The following is a 22,335-nucleotide window of genomic DNA, read 5'->3' as shown; positions in this document are numbered from 1 at the left end:
CATTTTCCATTACTCCAAACAATAGTTGAAGAACGACGGAGCGTCCGGCGGATGCCCGCACGCCAACAAACCCAAGGAGCAGTTTTGGGACTCAAAGATTCATTCAGCCACAGCGGAGCCACGCCCGCCCACAGCCCGGTGCCGCGCGCGTCGGTGCAGGGTCTGCGGAATCGTCCGCACGCCAAGGTATTGATCATCGGCGGTGGCATCAACGGCGTGGGAACTTTCCGGGACCTCGCCCTGCAGGGAGTGGACGTGGCCCTGGTGGAGCGTGGCGACTACTGCCAGGGTGCCAGCGGTGCGTCCTCGCACATGATTCATGGCGGTATCCGTTACCTGGAAAATGGGGAATTCCGCCTCGTCCGGGAATCCGTGGTGGAACGCAACCGCCTCCTGCGGATCGCACCGCACTATGTGAAGCCACTCCAGACCACCATCCCGATTTTCAGCACCTTTTCCGGGGTCATGTCCGCACCCTTGCGGTTCCTCACGCACAAGCAGCAGGGCAAGCCCAAGGAACGAGGCGCCTTCCTGATCAAACTGGGACTGAGCATGTATGACTCGTTTTCCCGCGACGGCGGCGCCGTGCCGCGCCACCAGTTCCGCGGACGGAAGCGGGCCCTCGCCGAGCTGCCGCAGCTGCACCCCGGCATCAAATACGCTGCCACTTACTTCGACGCCTCTGTACATAACCCCGAGCGGCTCACGCTCGATGTGCTCCAGGACGGCGAAAAGGCAGGCAAGGGCACCGGCGGACCGGAAAGCTCAACAGCCCGGGCGAGCAACTACCTCGCACTTCATTCTCTCGGCGGGGCTGCCACACAGTCCGGCACCACGGTCCAGCTCCGCGACGAACTGACTGGCGAGCTGTTCGATTTCACTGCCGACGTCATCGTCAACACCACCGGCGCCTGGGTGGACCTGACCAACGAAGCCATGGGGGCGGCGTCGGCCTTTATGGGCGGCACAAAGGGATCGCACATTGTGCTGGACCACCCGGTCCTGCTCGAGGCCTGCAAAGGCCGGGAGATCTTCTTTGAACACACGGACGGCCGGATCGTCCTCATCTATCCCATGGGCGACCGGGTCCTGGTGGGAACCACTGATATCAACGCGGACATGACGCAGGACGCGGTGTGCACGGATGAGGAGATCGAGTACTTCTTCAACCTGATCGGCCACGTCTTCCCGGACATCAGCGTGCAGCGTGACCAGATCGTCTACACGTTCTCCGGCGTTCGCCCGCTGCCACGCCACGACGCCACGCAGCCCGGGTTTGTCTCGCGCGACTACCGGATTGAACGGCGCACCCCGGCTGCCGGGGCACCCGGCGCAGGAACCGCCGTCGTACTCAGCCTGGTGGGCGGCAAGTGGACCACTTTCCGGGCATTGGCCGAGCACATGGCAAATGATGTGCTTGCCGAGCTGGGAATGGAACGGAAGGTCTCGACGGCGAAGCTCGCCATCGGAGGCGGGGCCGGCTTCCCCGAGGATGAGGCCGGAATCCAGAAATGGATCAAGGCACACATGGGCACCGGCCGGGACGCTGACCGCTCCGCCGTCCTGCTGACGCGCTACGGCACGAGGGCTGACGACGTGATCAGCTACCTTGATGCCGGCCCGGACAGGCTGCTTCGTTCCACCCGCGAACTCAGCGTCCGTGAGCTGGAGTTCATGGCCCGGAATGAGCAGATCGGGCACCTCATCGATGTCCTGGTCCGGCGTACGTCGCTTGCCTTCCGGGGGCTGGTGACCGGTGAACTCCTCGTCGAGGTGGCCGATGTCCTTTCCGGTCCGCTCGGCTGGGATGCGGCAGCCAAGGTTGACGAGATCCATCGAGCGCGGGAGGTGCTGGAACGCTTCCACGGCGTGCAGATCCACAGTCTGGTGGCCTAGGCAGGCCAGGCTGCAGCCGGGGCGTCAAAGCGCTCCGGTTCAACGGTCCTTCAACCCGCGAAGGACCGAAAACAGAAAATAGAGGAGTCAATGATGTCTCTTGGAATTGTTTTTCTTTCCGAAGTCTTCGGAACGGCGATGCTCACCCTGCTGGGTTGCGGTGTCGTGGCCAACGTTGCCCTGAAGAGCACAAAAGGCAACAGCGGCGGGTTCCTGATGGTGACCTGGGGGTGGGGGATCGCCGTCTTCGCGGGTGTTTTTGTTGCCGCCAAATCCGGCGCCCACCTCAATCCCGCCGTCACGCTGGGCCTACTGGTTAAGGGCGGCAAGGAGTATGCTCCGGACGTCCCGGTAGATGTCGCGTCCACGTTCACCTACTTCGGTGGCGAACTGCTTGGCGCTTTCCTGGGCGCGGTCATTTGCTGGGCCGCGTACAAACAGCACTACGATGCCGAGCCCGTGGCAGCCAACAAGCTCGCAACCTTCTCCACCGGTCCGGCCATCCGCTCCACGACCTGGAACCTCGTCACGGAGATCATCGGCACATTCGTCCTGGTCTTCGTCATCCTGACATTTGGCGGGACGCCCTCAGGCCTGGGGCCGCTGGCGGTCGCCCTGCTCGTGGTGGGCATCGGTGTATCACTGGGCGGACCGACGGGCTATGCCATCAATCCGGCCCGTGACCTTGGGCCGCGCATCGCACACGCACTCCTGCCCATCAAGGGCAAGGGTTCAAGTGACTGGGCTTACTCCTGGATCCCCGTGGTGGGGCCGCTGGTTGGCGGGACGCTTGCCGGTCTGGTCGCCCTCTGGGTTCCCATGATCATGCCTGCCCTCGCCGGCTAGTAACTGCTTCAAAAACACACACAAAAAATACAGACAAGGACGTCACCATGAACCAATACGTAATCGCCATCGATCAGGGCACCACCAGCTCCCGCGCCATCATTTTTGACCACAGCGGCAGTATCGTGTCCTCGGGCCAGATGGAGCACGAGCAGATCTTCCCGCAGGCGGGCTGGGTAGAGCACAACCCTGCAGAGATCTGGAACAACACCCGCGAGGTGATCGCTTCCGCACTCTCCAAGGCGAACCTGACCCGGCACGATATCGCCGCCGTCGGAATTACCAATCAGCGCGAGACCGCCGTCGTCTGGGACAAAACCACGGGCGAGGCCGTCTATAACGCGATTGTCTGGCAGGACACCCGGACCCAGGACATCGTGGATGAGCTGGCCAAGGACGGCGGGCCGGAGCGGTTCAAGCAGAAGGTGGGCCTGCCCCTGGCCACGTATTTCTCCGGGACAAAGATCAAGTGGATCCTGGACAACGTCGACGGCGCCCGGGCCAAGGCGGACGCCGGTGACCTGGTCTTCGGAAACACCGATTCCTGGGTCCTCTGGAACCTGACTGGCGGAGTTGACGGCGGCGTGCACGCCACGGACGTCACCAACGCCTCCCGCACCCTGTTCATGGACCTCGAAACGCTGAGCTGGGATGAGGAGATCCTGGGCATCTTCGGTGTACCGCTGAGCATGATGCCGGCCATTAAGTCCTCCTCGGAGGTCTACGGCAGCGTGCACACCTCCCAGTTGCTGCGCGAAGTTCCTGTTGCCGGCATCCTCGGTGACCAGCAGGCGGCCACGTTCGGCCAGGCGGCATTCGAGGCCGGTGAAGCCAAAAACACATACGGCACCGGGTGCTTCCTGATCTTCAACACCGGCGAGGAGATCATTCACTCCAAGAACGGACTGCTCACCACCGTCGGGTACAAGCTCGGCGACGCCCCAACGCACTATGCCCTGGAAGGCTCCATCGCCGTCACCGGTTCCCTGATCCAGTGGCTCCGGGACAATCTCGGCTTGATCAGCAGCGCGCCGGAAGTCGAAACGCTGGCGGCGGCCGTGCCGGACAACGGCGGCGTCTACATTGTTCCGGCGTTCTCGGGACTCTTTGCCCCGTACTGGCGTTCGGATGCCCGCGGCGCCATTGTCGGCCTGACCCGGTTCGTCAACAAGAACCACATCGCCCGGGCGGCGCTGGAGGCCACAGCCTTCCAGACCCGCGAGGTACTGGACGCAGTCAACGCTGACTCCGGCGTTCCGCTCACTGAGCTGAAGGTCGACGGCGGCATGGTCGCCAACGACGCGCTGATGCAGTTCCAGGCGGACATCCTGGGCGTTCCGGTGATCCGGCCGAAGGTAGTGGAAACCACCGCACTGGGCGCCGCCTACGCAGCCGGCCTCGCCGTCGGCTTCTGGAAGGACCTTGGCGAGCTCTCGTCCAACTGGTCCGAAGACAAGCGGTGGGAACCCAAGCTGGACAAGGCGGAGCAGGACCGGCAGATGCGCCTCTGGAAGAAGGCGGTCACGAAGTCCATGGATTGGGTCGACGAGGACGTGAAATAGCCTGAGTCCGTCGTTGACGGAAGCCGCACCTGCCCCGCCCGCTTCGCGGTGCCCACCACACCCGGGCGAGGTGCGGCTTCCGTCAACGTCATCTACTGTGAGCCGCTCGTGGCGACTTACGTTTAGTGGGTGGTACGCGTGCGCTAAAGTAGTCCTATGCGTGCGATCCTTCTGCTTAGCTAGCCGCCCGGTGTCCGGAAACAACCGGAATGCCGCGCGGCTGCCCCTCCATGGAGAGGGGCTTTTGTGTGTCCGGGCAAGTTTGCCGGGCCGGCAGCAGAAGGGATCAGACCGTTGGGGCAGCACCGATGCCACAACAGAACAGAAGAGGGCAGTAGTGAGCGTTCAGCCGGAGACAGAGACCGGAACAGCAGCAGTGGCGGCGGAAACACCCGAAGAGGGTGCCTACAGCTTCGCGGCAATGGAGGCCAAGTGGCCGCAGGTGTGGGAAGACCTTAAGGTTTTCACCCCGGTGGATGATGGTTCCCGCGAGCGCCGCTACGTGCTGGACATGTTCCCGTACCCCTCGGGTGACCTGCACATGGGCCACGCCGAGGCCTTTGCCATGGGCGATGTTGTTGCCCGGTACCTGCGGCAAAAGGGCTTCGACGTCCTGCACCCCATCGGCTGGGACTCCTTCGGCTTGCCAGCGGAAAACGCCGCCATCAAGCGCAATGCCCACCCGAGCGAGTGGACTTACGCCAACATCGACACCCAGGCGGCGTCGTTCAAGCGTTACGCGATCTCGGCGGACTGGTCCCGGCGGGTGCACACCTCGGACCCCGAGTACTACCGCTGGACCCAGTGGCTGTTCAAGCGCTTCTACGAGCGGGGCCTGGCGTACCGCAAGGACTCCCCGGTCAACTGGTGCCCCAAGGACCAGACCGTCCTGGCCAATGAACAGGTGGTCAACGGTGCCTGCGAACGCTGCGGCACTCCGGTCACCAAGAAGTCCCTGAACCAGTGGTACTTCAAGATCACCGAGTACGCTGACCGGCTGCTCGATGACATGGACGAACTGCGCGGCCACTGGCCTGAGCGTGTGCTGGCGATGCAGAAGAACTGGATCGGCCGCTCCGAAGGTGCGCACGTCAACTTTGTGATCGAAGCCGACGGCGGCAAGCCCGCCAAGGACGTCACCGTCTTCACCACCCGCCCGGACACCCTGTACGGCGCCACGTTCTTTGTTGTCGCAGCCGACGCGCCGATCGCCGTCGAACTCGTCACGGAAGAGCACGCCGCCGCCCTGGACGCCTACCGCGAACAGGTCAAGGCACTGACGGAAATCGAACGCCAGTCCACCGAGCGCGAAAAAACGGGCGTCTTCACCGGCCGCTATGCCGTCAACCCGCTGAACGGCGAAAAACTGCCGGTCTGGGCGGCTGACTACGTCCTGGCCGACTACGGCACCGGCGCCATCATGGCCGTCCCGGCGCACGACCAGCGCGACCTCGACTTTGCCAAGACGTTCGACCTGCCCGTCCGAGCAGTGCTGGATACCGGTGAAGAGGACCCCACTGTGTCCGGCAAGGCCACCTCGGGCGCGGGCACCCTGATCAACTCAGGCAGCCTCGATGGGTTGCCGAAGGCAGAGGCCATCCCGGCTGCCATTGACATCCTCGAAAAGCAGGGCACCGGCGAGAAGTTCGTCAACTTCCGCCTGCGTGATTGGCTGCTGAGCCGCCAGCGGTTCTGGGGGACGCCCATCCCGATCATCCACTGCCCTGCCTGCGGCGAGGTTCCTGTTCCCGACGAGCAGTTGCCTGTCAGGCTGCCGGCGGACCTGCGCGGCGAGGACCTGTCCCCGAAGGGCACGTCACCGCTGGCTGCCGCCGAAGCATGGGTAAACGTTGACTGCCCCAACTGCCACGGGCCGGCCAGGCGCGATACCGACACCATGGACACCTTTGTGGACTCGTCCTGGTACTTCCTGCGGTTCGTCTCGCCGCAGTACACCGAGGGCCCGTTCGATCCGGCGAAGATCAACGAGTGGATGCCCGTGGGGCAGTATGTGGGCGGCGTGGAGCACGCCATCCTGCACCTGCTGTACGCCCGGTTCTTTACCAAGGTCATCCACGACCTCGGCATGATCGACGCCGACGAACCGTTCAGTGCGCTGCTGAACCAGGGCCAGGTCCTCAACGGGGGCAAAGCCATGAGCAAGTCGCTGGGCAACGGCGTTGACCTCAGTGAGCAGCTGGACAAGTACGGCGTGGACGCCGTGCGCCTGACCATGATCTTCGCCTCCCCGCCGGAGGACGACGTCGACTGGGCGGACGTTTCGCCGTCGGGCTCCGCAAAGTTCCTGGCCCGCGCCTGGCGCCTGGCGCAGGACGTCACGAGTGAGCCTGGTGCCGATGTGACCGCCGGTGACCGGGCCCTGCGCTCCGTCACGCACCGCACCATCGCCGACGCCGCCGCGCTGCTGGACACCAACAAGTTCAACGTGGTGGTGGCCAAGCTGATGGAGCTGGTCAACGCAACACGCAAAACTATAGATGCAGCCACCGGCGCCGGCGGGGCGGATCCCGCCGTCCGGGAGGCGGCGGAAGCCGTTGCCGTCATCCTGAGCCTGTTCGCGCCGTACACCGCGGAGGACATGTGGAACGTCCTGGGTCACCCGGCGTCCGTGGCGAACGCCGGCTGGCCGGTGCACGACGACGCGCTGCTGGTCCAGGAGACCGTCACCGCCGTAGTCCAGGTCCAGGGCAAGGTCCGTGACCGCCTCGAAGTCTCGCCCGGGATCGGCGAAGACGAACTGCGCGAAGTGGCGCTGGCCAGCGAAAACGTCCAGCGCGCGCTTGACGGCCGCGGCATCCGCACGGTGATCGTGCGAGCGCCTAAACTGGTCAACATCGTCCCGGCCTAGCCCGGGGCACCGGCCGCCGGGCCCAACCGGCGGCCGGCCCTAAACCAGGAGGCGCTCTTGCCCGACCGTGACGCCGCCGCATGGCTCTGGCTTCGGGAGCGTCTGGCTGCCCTCCGTCCCGCGCCGCGCCAGGGCAGGCCACCGTCGCCAGTCCCGGCGGCGCCCGCCGTCGTCGTCCGTACCGCAGTGGTGACCGACTCTGCCTCCGCACTGCCGGCCGACTGGGTGCATTCGTGTGCCTGTGACGGACGCCTGACTGTCATCCCGATGCCCGTTATGGTGGGCGCGGAAATCTACGGCGAGGGCGAAGACGACATCACCGAAACCATTGCGCTGGCACTCGCCAGCGGCACATCGGTTAAGACGTCCCGGCCGTCACCCGGACAGTTTGAACAGGTCTTCCTGGCCGCCGAACGCCTGGGCTACGAAAGCGTGGTCTCCATCCACATTTCCGGTGGCTTGTCCGGGACCGCGGATGCGGCCCGGCTGGCGGCCAGCCGGGTGACCATCCCTGTGGAAATCCTCGACTCCGGCACTGTGGGCATGGCCCTGGGCATGGGTGTGCAGGCCGCGGTGGCAGCAGCCGCGGCAGGGCGTGACGCCACAGCAGTAGCCGCCGCGGCGGCGGAGCACTTCGCGCGAACCAAGGTCTACTTCTACGTGCCCAGCCTGGAACAGCTCCGTCGGGGCGGGCGGATCGGCGCGGCCGCGTCGCTGCTGGGGACCATGTTCGCCATCAAACCCATCCTTGCCGTCGACGACGGAAAGATCGTGCCGCTGGAAAAGGTCAGATCAGCGGCCAAGGCTATCGCCCGGCTCGAGGAGCTAGCCGCCGCCGACGCCGCGTCGCGCCCTCACGGCCAGGCCCGCCTCGCCGTCCACCACTTCGGGAATCCGGCCGAGGCAGAAGCTTTGGCAGCCAGGCTGTCCGCAGCCCTTCCAGGCTGTCCGCCAGCCCAGATCAGCTCCCTGCCTGCCGTCCTGGCAGCCCACGCCGGACTTGGCGTACTCGCGGTGATCGTGGGGGAGAACGGCCCAACTGTGCGGAGCCCGGAGCCGGAGCTCCCCGCAGTTTCCACGTAGCCGTTTCCACATAGGTATAGCCGGGACTGTCACCGGCGGCCATGCGTCCCTAGGGTTGGGGGCATGTCACGCCGGGACGCTGGAGCAGCAGCACGCCAGGGGGCCCGGCATGCCCGGGACCGGCTGCGGTCCACGCTGGGAGCCGGCCCAGGGCTTCTGCTGACCGACGGCGAAAAGGTCTTTGAGTACGACGGCGGTGCTCACGTTCCCGCTGACGCCTCCGCTTCGGGGGCTGCTGATGGGTCCCCTCCCGGTACGGGTAGGACGGGACCGGCCCTGAGGTGGCGGGTGGGCCTGCGGGTCGCCCTGCTCATCGCCGCACTTGCGGTGCTGGGCGGCGCCTGGTTCTGGTCACAGGTTGCTGCCGGTCAGCCCGAAGTCGTACCACTGGGTGACATGGCCGCGCAGGGCAGCCTGCCCGCGGGGGAAGGAAGCCAAGGCAAGGAGCCCCGCGGGGCAGGGCCTCCTGAACCGCCATCGGAAAGTCCACAGGCCGGCACGGTCATTGTCCATGTGGCCGGGGCAATCGCTGTGCCCGGGATTGTGCAGTTGCCCGCCGGCAGCCGGGTTCACGAAGCAGTCGCCGCGGCGGGCGGAGGCACGCCCACAGCAGACCTGAACCGCCTCAACCTTGCTGCCGTGCTGACCGACGGACAAAAGCTCTACGTTCCCCAGTCCGGCGAGGAAGTCCCCGCCGGTTCGTCCGGCTCACCCGGGGAAGCGGGGGAGAGGACTGGCGGCGGCGGGACCGCGTCAGCAGGAGGAAAGGTCAACCTCAACACAGCAGGCGTGGAAGAACTCGACGCCCTGCCGAAGGTTGGACCGGTGCTGGCGCAGCGGATCCTGGACTGGCGCAAGGAACACGGCCCCTTCAAGTCGGTCGAGGAGCTCGACGCCGTGGACGGCGTGGGTCCCAAGATGCTCGAAACACTCCTTCCCCTGGTGGGCGTCTGAGATGGCCAGGCGCAGCCCGTGGAGCCGCTTTGTTGACTCGGCCGTGCAGGGCCAGGGGGTTCCCGCGGCTCCGCCGGCTCCCGTGGACAAGCCCGCCGGGGTCCGGGCCCGTGGGCTGACGGTCCGCAGGCTGGGTGAACGCGTCGGAGCGAAACTCCGGGGCCAGGAGCCAGCGACCTCGCCAACGGATGCGCCGCGCCGGCGCACTGACGTCAGGCTGGCAGTGCCCGCCTGCCTCGTCTGGGGTGCAGTCGTGGCCGGCGTCTGGCTTACACCTATGGCGCTGGTGGGGCTGTGCTGCGCTTTGGTGCTGGTGGCTGCGCTCCTGCTAGACAGGGCCATCCGCGGCACGGGGCTGGTCGCAGGCCGGCGGAGCTTTCTCTTGACCACCGCTGTTGCTTTGACGCTGGCCGCAACCGCCGCTGCCCACTCGGCCGTCGCCTCGTCGCAACGCCACGATGGGCCGTTCGCCGAAGCCGTCACTGCGGGCAACTCCGTGGTCGCCATCCTGGAAGTCACCGGATCCCCGCGTGCCATGACCCTCCCGGGAAGCGCGGGGCCGCCCGCGCGGTGGTCGGTAACGGCACAGACGGAGGAGGTCACCGTCAGCGGCCGGGTCATCCGTACCCGTGCCCCGGTGGTGGTCATGGGCGGCAAAGGCTGGGGAGACCTGGTGCCCGGCCAGATGATTAGGACCGCCGGCAAGCTGAAGCCACCGGACGCAGGCCAGCAGGAAGCCGCTGTCCTGTCGGCCTCCTTGCCACCCCGTGCCGGCTCCGGAACCGGCAGCGGTGCCGGAGTGGATGATGCCGACGCCCCGGGCTGGCAGCTCGTAGCGAAGGACCTGCGCGTCCGGTACGTTTCCGCTGCGTCCTTCCTTGCCGCCGATCCGGCCGGTCTCCTACCGGGTATGGTCACCGGAGATACCAGCGCCCTGGACGAAGGGCTCAATGCGGCGATGAAAACGGTGGGCATGACCCACCTGACCGCGGTCAGCGGAGCCAACTGCAGCCTGGTCCTGGGCGCACTGCTGATCGCCGCCCGCAGCCTTCGCCTGCCGCGGCTCCCCGCGGCGGGACTGGCGCTGACCGGCCTGGCAATGTTTGTGGTGCTGGTGGGCCCGGATGCCAGTGTCCTGCGCGCTGCGCTGATGGGTTCCATAGCAGTCGCATCGCTGGCAGGGGGGCGGACGGGCCGTGGCCTCAGTTTCTTCTGCCTCGCAGTGATGGGCCTGCTCCTGATGGACCCCGGCCTCGGTACCAGCTTTGGCTTCCTGTTGTCAGTACTCGCAACCCTGGGCATCATCGTCCTGGGCCGCCGGATGATGGACTGGACCCCAGCAGTTATTCCACGCTGGGCAGCCGCGGCCTGGGCCGTCCCGCTCTCCGCACAGTTGCTGTGCGGCCCGGTGATTGTGCTCCTGCAGCCCCAGTTCTCGACGTACTCGCTGCTCGCTAACCTGATGGCAGCCCCGCTGGTAGCACCCGTGACGTTGCTGGGTACGGCAGCGGTCCCGCTGGTGGTCTCCGCACCGTGGCTGGCCACCGTCCTGATCGCAGTGGCAGGCACTTTCAGCGCCGGAGTGGCAGTAACCGCACGGATCACGGCCGGATTGCCGGGGGCTGCACTGCCCTGGCCCGAGGGCCCGTTCGGCCTCCTGACCATGGTGCTGCTCTCCATCCTGACCTTTGCCGGTGTTTGGCTGGCCGTCCGGCCGCGTCAGGTGTTCCGGTGGGTCCTGACACTGCACGCCCGGACGGAATCGGTGTTGGAACTCGCGGAACGGCACCTGCGGACCGCGTTGGCGCGGTCCGGGCCGGACCAACGCGGCCCGGACCGACGTCGCCCCGGCTTGGTGGCGGCCGCGCACCGTGGCAGGCTTAGACACTGCACCAGAATTTCCGGGAGGAATCCACCATGGCCGCAGCGCAGACCACACGAACCAGGACTCCGGCGTCCAACACGGCCACCTGGCGGGACGTGACGCCTGCCGAAATCGTCCTGGTGGGCGGACCGGAGGAATACCTCGGCATCCGTGCCATGGACCATATCCGCGCCCAGGCGCGAGCGGCGTTCCCCGACGTCGAAGTCAGCCGCCTCACGGGCGGGACCTATGAAGCCGGGACCCTGGCCATGAACGTCAGCCCCTCACTTTTCGGTGAGCGCAAACTGATCGAGGTCGAAGGCGTTGAAGGCATGAACGATGCCTTCCTGGCTGACGCACTCACCTACCTGGCCCACCCGGAACCGGACGCTGTGCTCGTCCTGCGCCACGCCGGGGGAGTCCGCGGAAAGAAGCTCCTCGATGCCGTCAAGAACGGCGGTTGGCCCGTGGTGGACTGCCAGCCCCTGAAGAAGGACGCGGACAAGGCCGCCTTCGTGGCAACTGAATTCAGGGCCGCCGGACGGAAGATCAGCTCGGACGCCGTGCTGACACTGATCAATGCCGTCGGCGCCAACCTTTCGGAACTCGCTGCAGCGTGCAACCAACTGATCGCTGATGCCACGGGAACAGTGACCCCGGAGCTGGTGGACCGCTACTACGGCGGCCGGATCGAAGCCACGGCCTTCAAGGTCGCGGACGCCGCCATGGCCGGAAACGGGCCATTGGCACTCTCCACCCTTCGCCACGCGCTGGCCACCGGAGCCGATCCCGTTCCGCTGGTGGCGGCGCTGGCAGCCAAGCTGCGGACGGTGGCCAAAGTTGCCGGCGCCCAGGGGTCCCCGGCGCAGATCGCCCGGGATCTGGGCATGCAGCCCTGGCTTGTGGAGCAGGCCCAGCGCGATGTGCGCCGTTGGACCCCGGAGGGCCTGGTCCGCTCCATCCAGGCCACCGCCGAGGCCGATGCCCAGGTCAAGGGCCTTTCGCGTGATCCCGTCTATGCCGTTGAACACGCGGTGACCGTCATTGCAACCTCTGTGCGCGGGCACTGACTCCAGCTGGCTCCGGCTGTGGTTGGTGGCTGTGACGGAGAGGCCCTGACGGCTTAAAGATGTGTGGCCGGCACCCCTCGGGTGCCGGCCACAATCATCAGTTCAAGTGAACTGGAAACCTTACAGCGCGTTGACCTTCTTGGAGATGGCCGACTTGCGGTTTGCTGCGTTGTTCTTGTGCAGAACACCCTTGCTGACAGCCTTGTCCAGCTTGCGGCCGGCAACAAGCAGGGCAGCGGAAGCTGCATCCTTGTCGGTGGACTCAACGGCGGTGTTGACGGCGCGGATGGCCGTCTTCAGCTCAGACTTGACTGCGTTGTTGCGCAGGCGGGCCTTCTCGTTGGTAAGGATGCGCTTCTTCTGGGACTTGATATTAGCCACGTGTGAACTCTCTTTTTAATGCGGAAATGGTCTAGAGGGCTTTCAGATTGGCCATTGACTGAGCGGCGTGGGGATACCTATGGCGGCCAACCATCAGTGGCCGTCGACCTGCACGGACACACAGCTATATAGAATAGCAGACCCCCCGGAAGCTGGCCATTTGGCCGGCTATTTCCAGCCGTGTCGCCGCCGGATACCTGCAGCCACCAGATCGAAGCGTTTCCGGTCCAGAACAGCACCTTCGCGCCGGATGGCGTCCGGGCTGATCTGCAGGATCCGCCCGAGGTTCGCCTCGCTGGGCCGCCGCTGGCGGTCCCAACTTCCGGTCCCGATGTCCATGTAGTCTCCAGACCCGTTGCCGGCCTGGTCATGGTCCTTGCTGGTGAGCATCACCCCCAGCAGGTACCTCCCGTTCTTGCCCACCAGCAGAACAGGACGGTCTTTGCCCCGGCTGTGGTCCTCTTCATATGGAACCCACGCCCACACAATCTCGCCGGGGTCGGGACTGCCGTCGGGCTGCGGGGCGTACCGGATGGCTGTTGTGCCGTTGAAGTCGCCAGGATAGGCGCCGGGCGTGGCCGGCCTGGGAGGCGGTGCGTGGCGGGCCGGCGTGGGCGTGGCCGGTCTGGCAGATCCGATTGGGCCTGAACGGAACTTCTGCAGGAACCTGACGGATATCCTGACGGTGTTGGCCAAGGAGCGGAGGTTGATAGGCATGGGGCAAGACTATCGCCGGGCCCTAGTACCGGTTTGACCTGAATGCAATACGATGCGCCCGGACGTGGGAGACTGGAAGTTCCAAATGTGCGGTCCAGCCGCAGGGTGCCTTCGGTGCGTCCTGGCGGTGGCCGCGTGAATGCCAACAGTAAGGACCCTGCGTGTCTCCCATGGCCCGCACCGCCCCGGTGCCCGCCGCGACAGATCCGGCCATCATTCGGAATTTCTGCATCATCGCGCACATTGACCACGGCAAGTCCACCTTGGCCGACCGCATGCTGCAGTACACCGGGGTGGTTAAGTCCCGCGATATGAAGGCCCAGTACTTGGATCGCATGGACATTGAGCGCGAACGCGGCATCACGATTAAGTCCCAGGCGGTCCGTATGCCCTGGGAGCTCGACGGCACCAGCTACGCGCTGAACATGATCGACACGCCCGGCCACGTGGACTTCACCTACGAGGTGTCCCGTTCGCTGGCCGCCTGCGAAGGTGCAGTGCTGCTCGTTGACGCGGCGCAGGGCATCGAGGCCCAGACCCTCGCGAACCTGTACCTGGCGATGGAAAACAACCTCACCATCATCCCGGTACTGAACAAGATCGACCTCCCGGCAGCCCAGCCTGAGAAGTATGCAGCCGAACTCGCCAGCCTGATCGGCGGCGACCCCGACGACGTGCTCCGCGTCTCCGGCAAGACCGGCATGGGCGTCGAGGTCCTGCTGGACAAAATCGTCCGTGACCTGCCGGCCCCCGTGGGTGACCCGAATGCCCCCGCGCGCGCCATGATCTTCGACTCGGTCTACGACACGTACCGCGGTGTGGTCACCTACGTCCGCGTCGTTGACGGCATGCTCCACCCCCGTGAACGCATCCAGATGATGTCCACCCGCGCCACCCACGAACTTCTCGAGATCGGGGTGAGCTCCCCGGAGCCCACCCCTTCTAAAGGCCTCGGCGTGGGCGAAGTGGGCTACCTCATCACCGGTGTGAAGGACGTCCGTCTGTCCAAGGTTGGCGACACCGTCACTAACCTTGCCAAGCCTGCCACGGAGTCCCTTCCCGGCTATGCGGATGCCAAGCCGATGGTTTTCTCCGGCCTGTATCCGCTGGATGGCACGGACTATCCGGTACTTCGTGATGCGCTGGAGAAGCTGATGCTTAACGACGCCGCGCTGGTCTATGAGCCCGAAACGTCAGCCGCGCTCGGCTTCGGCTTCCGCGTCGGCTTCCTCGGCCTGCTCCACCTGGAAATCACCAGGGAGCGGCTCGAGCGCGAATACAATCTTGACCTGATCTCCACTGCCCCCAACGTGGAGTATGAGGTAACGCTGGAGGACAAGAAGGTGGTCCATGTGACCAATCCCAGCGAATATCCTTCCGGCAAGATCGCCGAGGTCCGCGAGCCGATGGTGGCTGCCACTATCCTGGCGCCAAATGAGTTTGTGGGCGCCATCATGGAGCTCTGCCAGAGCCGCCGCGGTGTTATCGGGGGCATGGACTACCTGTCCGAGGACAGGGTGGAAATCCGGTACCGGCTGCCGCTCGCTGAGATCGTGTTCGATTTCTTTGACATCCTCAAATCCAAGACCCGGGGCTACGGCTCGCTGGACTGGAAGGCCGACGGCGAGCAGGTGGCCGACCTGGTCAAGGTGGACATCATGCTCCAGGGCGAACAGGTGGATGCCTTCTCCGCCATCACGCACCGCGAGAAGGCCTACGCCTACGGTGTGATGATGACCGGCAAACTGCGCGAGCTGATTCCCCGCCAGCAGTTCGAAGTGCCCATCCAGGCTGCCATCGGCTCCAGGATCATCGCCCGGGAAAGCATTCGCGCCATCCGCAAGGACGTTCTGGCCAAGTGCTACGGCGGCGATATTTCGCGGAAGCGCAAACTGCTGGAGAAGCAGAAGGAAGGCAAAAAGCGGATGAAGATGGTGGGCCGCGTTGAGGTTCCCCAGGAAGCCTTCATCGCTGCGCTGACCACCGACGAGTCCAAGGACAAGGCGAAGAAGTCGTGATGACAGTGGCCGGCAACACCGGACGCCCCTGCAATGCCTAGCATTCTGCCCCTCGGCGACCCGGCGCCGTCGGACGGCCTGCTGCCCGCCCAGGCAGTGGACGGTGCGGCGGACCGGGCCTTCGGGCTGTACGTTCACATCCCGTTCTGCGCGGTGCGTTGCGGATACTGCGACTTCAACACCTATACGGCCACCGAGCTGGGCGGCGGAGCGTCGCAGGACGCCTACGCCACCACGGCCGTGTCCGAGGTGGATTTTGCGGCCACTGTCCTCCGGGCCTCCAGTCTTCCGGACCGGCGCCTGAGCACAGTCTTCTTCGGCGGCGGCACCCCTACGCTGCTCCCCGCGGAGGACCTCGCACGGATCCTGACGGCCGCCGTCGGGCACTGGGGCCTGGAACCCGGCGCCGAAGTGACCACCGAAGCAAACCCGGACTCGGTTACCCCCGCATCCCTGCAGCTGCTGGCCGATGCCGGTTTCACCCGGGTTTCGTTTGGCATGCAGTCTGCCGTTCCCCACGTCCTGAAGGTCCTTGACCGTACGCACACGCCCAGCCGCGTGCCGCAGGTGGTGCAATGGGCGCGCGATGCCGGACTGGCCGTGAGCCTGGATCTTATTTACGGGACGCCGGGGGAGTCCCTGGATGACTGGCGGTTCTCGCTGGAGACGGCGCTGTCCTACCAGCCGGACCACATCAGTGCCTACGCGCTGATCGTGGAGGACGGTACCAAGCTGGCCGCCCAGATCCGCCGTGGCGAAGTCCCGGGAATTGACGACGACGACCACGCCGATAAGTACGAACTCGCCGACCAGCTGATCGGTGCTGCGGGCCTCAGCTGGTATGAGGTCAGCAACTGGTCCCGGACCCCGGAGCAGGCATGCCGGCACAACCTTGCGTACTGGCGGGGGGACGACTGGTGGGGGATCGGACCGGGTGCACACTCACACGTCGGAGGAGTGCGGTGGTGGAACGTCAAGCACCCTACTGCCTACGCCGGACGGCTCGCGCAGGGGCTGTCACCGGCCGCCGGGCGGGAAACACTCGATGCCGAAACCCGCGACGTGGAGCGTGTGATGCTTGAGGCCCGGCTCGTATCCGGGCTGGCAACGTCAACGCTGGGCGAACACGGCCGTCACGCCGTGGCCGGGCTCATTGCCGACGGCCTAGTGGAGGCCCCGGCCGCCTTCCACGGCAAGCTGGTATTGACCCTTAAAGGCCGCCTGCTGGCCGATGCTGTGGTCCGCAGGGTCCTGCCGGACTGATTGGCCCGTCAAACGTGGGCCCACGCCCGCAGGGCTCCCTGGCCGTGGAGCCCCTCCTGCGAGGGCCCCGGCACGAGCTTGCGAGGGCAGGGAGCCGGTGCGGACTTGCGAGGTTAGGGTGCGGGTGGGGATTACTTGATCCAGCGCAGGTTGTACTGGTAGCGGTGGGGCTGGCCCTTGTTGACATGGATGCCTGCGGAAACGGAGAAGCAGGTCAGGGCAAGCCAAATCAGCGTGGCGATGACGGCGAAGATGTTTCCCACCACCGGAATGAAAACCAGGACGTTGGCCACCAGCGCCGCAATGGTGGGCGGCAGGCTGAAGTTCAGCGCTTCCTTGGATTCCTGGGCGGTAAACGGCCCGCGCTCACGGAAAATCAGGTAGATCAGCAGCGACGGAACACAACCGAGGATCCCGCCAAAGTGTGCCAGCGTGGCCCACTGGCGATCTTCGCTGGCCGTCAGGGGCAGCGCATTTGCCGGAACGCCCTGGTACTCGGAGCGGCCCTGGCCGCCGTGGTCGTCCCGGTGCTCGCGTGCGTTTTGTGCCACGGTTTTCTTCCTTCGAAAGTGCAATGGTGCTGGGTTGGAGTATGCCGGACTGAAGCAACGGCAGCCTCCGCAATACCAAGAATACTGGTTCGGCCACCAAATGCCGCCGCCAGCAGCCGGATTCGGCGCTAGGGGACCGTCAGGAAGTCGATGACTTCCTCCACTCTCCCGAGCAGTGATGCTTCCAGGTCCGCGTAGCTGCGGACAGCACCGAGCAGCTTTTGCCAGCCAAGGCCGATGTCTTCCTTGGTGGCGTGCGGCCAGCCGAACGCTGCCAGGATGCCGGTTTTCCAGTCCTGTCCGCGGGGCACCACCGGCCATTGTTCGATGCCCAGGACAGCGGGACGGATAGCCTGCCATACGTCAACGTAAGGGTGCCCGACGATCAGGACATTCCCGGCCGCGCCGGGGGAGGCCATCACGTTGGCAGCGATGCGCGACTCCTTCGAGTCCGGGACCAGGTGGTCCACCAGGACCCCCAGCCGCCGGCCCGGACCGGGACCGAAGGCTGCCACCGCCCCCGCCAGGTCATCTATGCCGTGCAAAGGCTCGACGACGATGCCCTCGACGCGGAGATCGTCACCCCAGACTTTTTCCACAAGTTCGGCGTCGTGTTTTCCCTCTACCCAGATTCTGCTCGCCTTGGCCACCTGGGCCCGCTGGCCGGCCACACGGACCGAGCCGGACGCCGTCCGGCCGGCGGCCACGGCGGCTGGCTGCCTGGGCGCCGGGGGAACGAGCCGGATGGGCTGTCCCTCCAGGAGGAACCCGAAGCCAAGTCGGAAGGACCGGGACTTTCCGCGCCGGTCTTCGAGGGCTACGACATGCATGCCGCCGGACTTCTCCACCCGGGTCACAGCCCCCACCCAGCCTGACTGGGCGTCTTCGAGAACCATGCCGCGTTCCACGGGAACCTCAGGGAGTTCGCTTCTGACGGGCGCGGTGATCTCCTGCGGACCCCAGTTCTGGTAGTGCATGGATTGATTCCGCCTTGCCGCTAGATCCTGGCCCGGAATTTCGCCCGGAGCGGTACCAATGCTAACAACGGGGTGACTCATATTAGACTGTTAGCACTTAGGCATGTCGAGTGCTAACCCTGCAGTGACCACGGATGGAGGTGGAGTATGAGCGAGCCGCGCAAACTCGAAGTACTGCGCGCCATCGTGGAGGACTATGTGCACTCCCGCGAGCCAGTGGGTTCCAAGGCGCTCGTGGAACGCCATCACCTCGGAGTGTCCAGCGCCACCATCCGCAACGACATGGCGGCCTTGGAAGACGAAGGCCTGATCACGGCCCCGCACACCAGCGCCGGACGGATCCCCACGGACAAAGGCTATCGGCTTTTTGTGGACCAGATTTCAGCGGTAAAGCCGCTGTCCCAGGCGGAACGGCGTGCAATCCAGTCGCTGCTGGAGGGTTCAGACGATCTGGACGACGTCCTGGACAGGACCGTCAGGATGCTGTCACAGCTGACCAACCAAGTCGCCGTGGTCCAGTACCCCCATCTGAGCCGCGCCACCATCCGCCACATCGAATTCGTCCTGCTCGCGCCCCGGCAGGTCCTGGTGGTCCTCATCGCCACCACGGGCAAAGTCGAACAGCGCGTGATCGACGTCGGCCAGGACCTCGGCGACGACGCCATCGCCGCCCTGCGGACACACTTCCTCGGATCGTTGGCGGGCACTTCGCTGAGCCGGCTGACGCCGTCGCTGCCGGGAGTCGTTTCCTCCGTCAGTCCGGGTCAGCGCGCGGCTGCCCAGGCTTTGGCCCAGGGTCTGGAAACGCTCGCCCACAACAGCCGTGAGGAACGCATGGTCATGGCCGGAACGGCGAACCTTGCCCGCTCCAACGTGGATTTTCCGCTCAGTATTGGACCAGTCCTGGAAGCCCTTGAGGAGCAGGTTGTCCTGCTGCGCCTCTTGAGTGATATGGCACAGGATCCCAGGGGCGTGGCAGTCAGTATCGGGCGTGAAAACCCTTACGACGGGCTCGCGGAAGCCTCCGTGGTGGCCACGGGCTACGGACCTGACAGCACCGCCAAGATCGGTGTGCTGGGCCCCACCCGGATGGACTATCCCACCACCATGGCCGCCGTCAGGGCAGTAGCCCGTTACCTTTCAAGAATTCTGGGTCCGTAACAACACCACGGTCCAGGCACGAAGAGCAGTGCCGGCAGCCCGGCTGCCGGCAGTACAACAAGGAAGAGATACGAACTTTGAGCAGCCACTACGACGTCCTCGGAGTCTCGCCGGAAGCCACCGGGGAAGAGATCAAGAAGGCCTACCGCAAGCTGGCCCGCACTCTTCACCCGGACGTCAACCCCGGGGACGATGCATCGGACCGCTTCAAGGCCGTGACCCATGCCTATGAGGTACTTTCGGACCCGCAGAAGCGCCGGATCTATGACACCACCGGCAACGAGAACGGCACCGACAACGGCTCCGGCGGCGGCGGATACTCCGGCCAGGGCTTCGCGTTCCAGGACATCTTCGACACGTTCTTCGGTGCCGGCGGCACCTCCGGCCCCGCGTCCCGGGTCCGCCGCGGCCAGGACGCGCTGATCAGTGTCCGGATCGAACTCCGCGATGCCGTGTTCGGCGTCAACCGGAAACTCGAAGTGGACACCGCTGTCACCTGCCCCACCTGCAACGGCTCATGCTGCCGCGAAGGAAGCCACCCTGTCCGCTGCGATATCTGCGGCGGCAGCGGCCAGGTCCAGCGCGCGGTGCGCTCCATCCTGGGCCAGGTCATGACGGCGGCCCCGTGTGGCAGCTGCGAAGGCTTCGGGACGGTCATCAAGGACCCCTGCAACGAATGCAGCGGCCAGGGCCGCATCCGCAGCCGGCGGTCGCTCACCATCAAGGTGCCGGCCGGTGTTGCCACAGGCACCCGGATCCAGCTTTCCGGGCAGGGCGAAGCGGGCCCGGCCGGAGGACCGTCCGGGGACCTGTACGTGGAACTCCGGGTCAACAACGACGCCACCTACGCCCGTGACGGTGACGACCTGCACGCCACGCTGCACATCCCGATGACTGCCGCCGCACTGGGCACTGAGCTGTCACTGGAAACCTTCGACGGGCTGCAGGAGATCGACGTCAAGGCGGGGACACAGTCCGGGGAGATCATCACGCTCCGTGGACTCGGCGTGACGCACCTGCGCGGTTACGGACGCGGGGAGCTGATGGTCCATCTGCAGGTGGAGACACCGGCGAAGCTGGATGCCGCGCAGGAGGATCTCCTGCGGCAGTTGGCGAAACTGCGGGGCGAGCAATTCACGGAAGGCAAGCTGGCGGCCAGCGGCGGCGTCTTTGCCAAGCTGCGGGACCGGTTCGGTAACCTGTAGCGGTGAGCAATCCCGTATTCTTCACCGGTGCCGGGTCGCTGGACGAGCTCGTGCCCGGTGGTCGCTTTGTCCTTCAAGGGCCGGAGGCCCGCCATGCCGTGACCGTGAAGCGGCTCGCACCCGGAGAAGCGGTGGACATCGCCGACGGCGCCGGAAAGCGGCTGACGGGAACTGTTGTTTCGGCGTCGCCCGCGGAGCTCACCGTGGAATGCTCCGCCCTCGTAGTGGAGCACCAGCCCGATATCCGGCTCGTGCTGGTCCAGGCACTGGCCAAGGGGGACCGCGATGAACTGGCCGTGGAAACGGCAACTGAACTGGGGATCGACGCCGTAGTTCCCTGGCAGTCCGAGCGGTCGATCGTCCGCTGGAAAGGTGAGCGCGCCGCCAAGGCCCACGCAAAATGGCAATCCGTGGTCACTGCCGCCGCCAAACAGGCACGCCGCGCATGGATCCCCGAGGTGCGCGCCGCCGTCGAAACGCCTGGCCTTGTGGCGGCCGTGGCGGCAGCGGATCTGGCTGTAATCCTGCACGAAGACGCGGTCCGGCCGCTCCGTTCTGTCCTGGAATCATGGCAGGCCACCCAGGCTGACGCCGGGCCCCTGGAAATTCTGCTCATCGTTGGCCCGGAGGGCGGAATCAGTCCCCGCGAAGTCACTCGGCTTTGCGACGCCGGTGCCGTGACGGCGCTCCTGGGACACCACGTCCTGAGGTCATCCACGGCCGGACCGGCAGCGGTTGTTCTGGCGAGCGATGTGTTGGGACGCTGGACTGCTCCGGTATTCTGAGGCCGCCTGCTACCGGACGTTGAAGTTCCGCGTATCCACATTCAGCTCCGGGTCGCTGCCGGCCGCATCCACCTGCGAAACGCGGAGCTCGTAACTCCCCGAGGACAGGCTAAGGGCAAGCGTAAACACTCCGGATTGGGCCGCTTCGGCCGCTGCGGTGGTCTCCCCGGTCAGGTAGGGCGTCTTGTTCCCGTTCGCTTCGGCCCGCAGGATCTGCCAGCGGAGCTTACCGCCCGGAACGGTGCTGCGGCCGGTGATCTTGACGCTTCCGCCGGCCAGGTCCGTCCCTTCCTGCGGATCGATGATCCACACGGGCGCGACCATGCCGGCAGCTCGGGACATGGGGTCGCCGAGCTGGACGTGGTCGAAGGCAACGTAATCGGTGTGGCTGTCCACCAGGATCCTGACCTGAATCTGCTGGCCCGAGTCGATCAGGCCGGAACTCGCTGCCGCTGCCGTCGCGGTAAAGACCAGCTGCTGAATGGCGCGACCGGCCATGTCGGCATCGAGATTGCTGTTAAAGGCATCCTCCGAGATGTCGACGGTGATGACGTTCTTGCCCGAGATGGACGAGGCGAGTTTCTCAGGATTCTGCCAGGGCGTGAAGAAGTCCGGGTCCAGCGGCTTCTCGGACATCATGGCCCGCAGGGCGCGGGTCACCGGATTCTCCTGCTCCGGAACGTCCCGGAATTCCCTGTACAGGAACACATTGCTGTTGCTCCGGCCAATCCAGTAGACCGGTGCCTTGTTAGATGACTGCGTGGTTTCCAGGGGCGCGCTGGTGGAAGGTGCCCCGGGGGCTCCCGTGGCGGCCGGGCTGGAGTTTGCCGTCAGGTTGGGTTCAGGGCTGGGGTCCGCGATGCAACCGGTGAGAAGGAGAAATGCTGGCAGGAGACCCAGGAGACGTTGCGGACGGAAACGCGGCGCGGCGCGTTTGGAAGTGAGGGGGGTAGCTGTTTCCGGCACTCTCGTGGCCCTGTCCTTCCTGGCGGTGAAATGGTGAGGCCTGGGCCTCGGGAGCCGGTTCCCCGACGGCCTTGATTTCCAGCATCGCATAGCCAGCCCCGCCAAAAGGACCGAATACGGGCGGGCGGCGCAACTGCAACGGGAACGATATGAGCCCGATATGAAGT

18 protein-coding genes are annotated in these 22,335 nt (G+C 65.6%); 13 read left to right on the top strand and 5 right to left on the bottom strand.

Annotated features, from left to right (window positions below; all coding sequences use genetic code 11):
* Positions 1 to 84 precede the first annotated feature (84 nt).
* From AC50YA_RS15650 to holA, 8 genes are all read left to right on the top strand, one after another.
* Complete coding sequence (locus tag AC50YA_RS15650; RefSeq protein WP_494983170.1) at positions 85 to 1,896, top strand: glycerol-3-phosphate dehydrogenase/oxidase; 1,812 nt, start codon at positions 85 to 87, stop codon at positions 1,894 to 1,896.
* A gap of 93 nt (positions 1,897 to 1,989) precedes the next feature.
* Entirely contained in the window at positions 1,990 to 2,742 is a 753-nt protein-coding gene (locus AC50YA_RS15645; protein ID WP_494983169.1) for an MIP/aquaporin family protein, read from the top strand.
* 47 nt (positions 2,743 to 2,789) lie between these two features.
* Positions 2,790 to 4,304, top strand: coding sequence for a glycerol kinase GlpK (gene glpK / locus AC50YA_RS15640; RefSeq protein WP_494983168.1), 1,515 nt, complete (start codon positions 2,790 to 2,792; stop codon positions 4,302 to 4,304).
* A 337-nt stretch (positions 4,305 to 4,641) separates the two neighbouring features.
* Positions 4,642 to 7,173 carry a leucine--tRNA ligase gene (gene leuS / locus AC50YA_RS15635; RefSeq protein ID WP_494983167.1) on the top strand — a complete coding sequence of 844 codons (2,532 nt, stop codon included), beginning with the start codon at positions 4,642 to 4,644 and terminating at the stop codon, positions 7,171 to 7,173.
* Positions 7,174 to 7,230: 57 nt separating this feature from the next.
* On the top strand, positions 7,231 to 8,256 hold the full coding sequence (locus AC50YA_RS15630) for a DegV family protein (RefSeq protein ID WP_494983166.1): 1,026 nt from the start codon (positions 7,231 to 7,233) through the stop codon (positions 8,254 to 8,256).
* A 63-nt stretch (positions 8,257 to 8,319) separates the two neighbouring features.
* Complete coding sequence (locus AC50YA_RS15625; RefSeq protein ID WP_494983165.1) at positions 8,320 to 9,210, top strand: ComEA family DNA-binding protein; 891 nt, start codon at positions 8,320 to 8,322, stop codon at positions 9,208 to 9,210.
* A gap of 1 nt (position 9,211) precedes the next feature.
* Entirely contained in the window at positions 9,212 to 11,194 is a 1,983-nt protein-coding gene (locus tag AC50YA_RS15620) for a ComEC/Rec2 family competence protein (RefSeq protein ID WP_494983164.1), read from the top strand.
* Positions 11,128 to 12,144 (top strand): DNA polymerase III subunit delta, encoded by a 1,017-nt coding sequence (gene holA, locus AC50YA_RS15615; protein ID WP_494983163.1) that lies wholly within the window; start codon positions 11,128 to 11,130, stop codon positions 12,142 to 12,144. The genes AC50YA_RS15620 and holA overlap by 67 nt, the downstream gene beginning before the upstream one ends.
* Before the next feature lie 120 nt (positions 12,145 to 12,264).
* Here holA and rpsT read toward each other — a convergent pair whose 3' ends face one another.
* Positions 12,265 to 12,525 carry a 30S ribosomal protein S20 gene (gene rpsT / locus AC50YA_RS15610; RefSeq protein WP_160671111.1) on the bottom strand — a complete coding sequence of 87 codons (261 nt, stop codon included), beginning with the start codon at positions 12,523 to 12,525 and terminating at the stop codon, positions 12,265 to 12,267.
* 168 nt (positions 12,526 to 12,693) lie between these two features.
* Positions 12,694 to 13,242: a type II toxin-antitoxin system PemK/MazF family toxin gene (locus tag AC50YA_RS15605; RefSeq protein WP_494983162.1), complete on the bottom strand. Its 549-nt coding sequence runs from the start codon at positions 13,240 to 13,242 to the stop codon at positions 12,694 to 12,696.
* A 161-nt stretch (positions 13,243 to 13,403) separates the two neighbouring features.
* On the opposite strand from AC50YA_RS15605, the gene lepA reads away from it, so the two are divergent.
* Entirely contained in the window at positions 13,404 to 15,260 is a 1,857-nt protein-coding gene (lepA, locus tag AC50YA_RS15600; RefSeq protein WP_494983161.1) for a translation elongation factor 4, read from the top strand.
* Positions 15,261 to 15,293: 33 nt separating this feature from the next.
* A complete protein-coding gene (gene hemW, locus AC50YA_RS15595; protein WP_494983160.1) occupies positions 15,294 to 16,523 on the top strand; it encodes a radical SAM family heme chaperone HemW in 1,230 nt (409 codons plus the stop codon).
* A 131-nt stretch (positions 16,524 to 16,654) separates the two neighbouring features.
* Here hemW and AC50YA_RS15590 read toward each other — a convergent pair whose 3' ends face one another.
* Both AC50YA_RS15590 and AC50YA_RS15585 read right to left on the bottom strand, forming a co-directional pair.
* Positions 16,655 to 17,074 carry a DUF4870 domain-containing protein gene (locus AC50YA_RS15590; RefSeq protein ID WP_160671105.1) on the bottom strand — a complete coding sequence of 140 codons (420 nt, stop codon included), beginning with the start codon at positions 17,072 to 17,074 and terminating at the stop codon, positions 16,655 to 16,657.
* A gap of 128 nt (positions 17,075 to 17,202) precedes the next feature.
* Positions 17,203 to 18,051, bottom strand: coding sequence for a DUF3097 domain-containing protein (locus AC50YA_RS15585; RefSeq protein WP_494983159.1), 849 nt, complete (start codon positions 18,049 to 18,051; stop codon positions 17,203 to 17,205).
* A 147-nt stretch (positions 18,052 to 18,198) separates the two neighbouring features.
* Between AC50YA_RS15585 and hrcA the strand changes: the two genes are divergently transcribed.
* From hrcA to AC50YA_RS15570, 3 genes are all read left to right on the top strand, one after another.
* Positions 18,199 to 19,212, top strand: coding sequence for a heat-inducible transcriptional repressor HrcA (gene hrcA / locus AC50YA_RS15580; RefSeq protein ID WP_494983158.1), 1,014 nt, complete (start codon positions 18,199 to 18,201; stop codon positions 19,210 to 19,212).
* Positions 19,213 to 19,289: 77 nt separating this feature from the next.
* Positions 19,290 to 20,417, top strand: a complete 1,128-nt coding sequence (gene dnaJ, locus AC50YA_RS15575) for a molecular chaperone DnaJ (protein ID WP_494983157.1) — start codon at positions 19,290 to 19,292, stop codon at positions 20,415 to 20,417.
* Between the two features lie 2 nt (positions 20,418 to 20,419).
* Complete coding sequence (locus AC50YA_RS15570) at positions 20,420 to 21,202, top strand: 16S rRNA (uracil(1498)-N(3))-methyltransferase (protein WP_494983156.1); 783 nt, start codon at positions 20,420 to 20,422, stop codon at positions 21,200 to 21,202.
* Between the two features lie 9 nt (positions 21,203 to 21,211).
* Here AC50YA_RS15570 and AC50YA_RS15565 read toward each other — a convergent pair whose 3' ends face one another.
* A complete protein-coding gene (locus tag AC50YA_RS15565) occupies positions 21,212 to 22,168 on the bottom strand; it encodes a GerMN domain-containing protein (protein ID WP_494983155.1) in 957 nt (318 codons plus the stop codon).
* Positions 22,169 to 22,335: the final 167 nt, after the last annotated feature.

It is taken from the genome of Pseudarthrobacter sp. RHLT3-21 (assembly GCF_059383495.1).
This window is presented reverse-complemented; position numbering and strand designations above follow the sequence as displayed.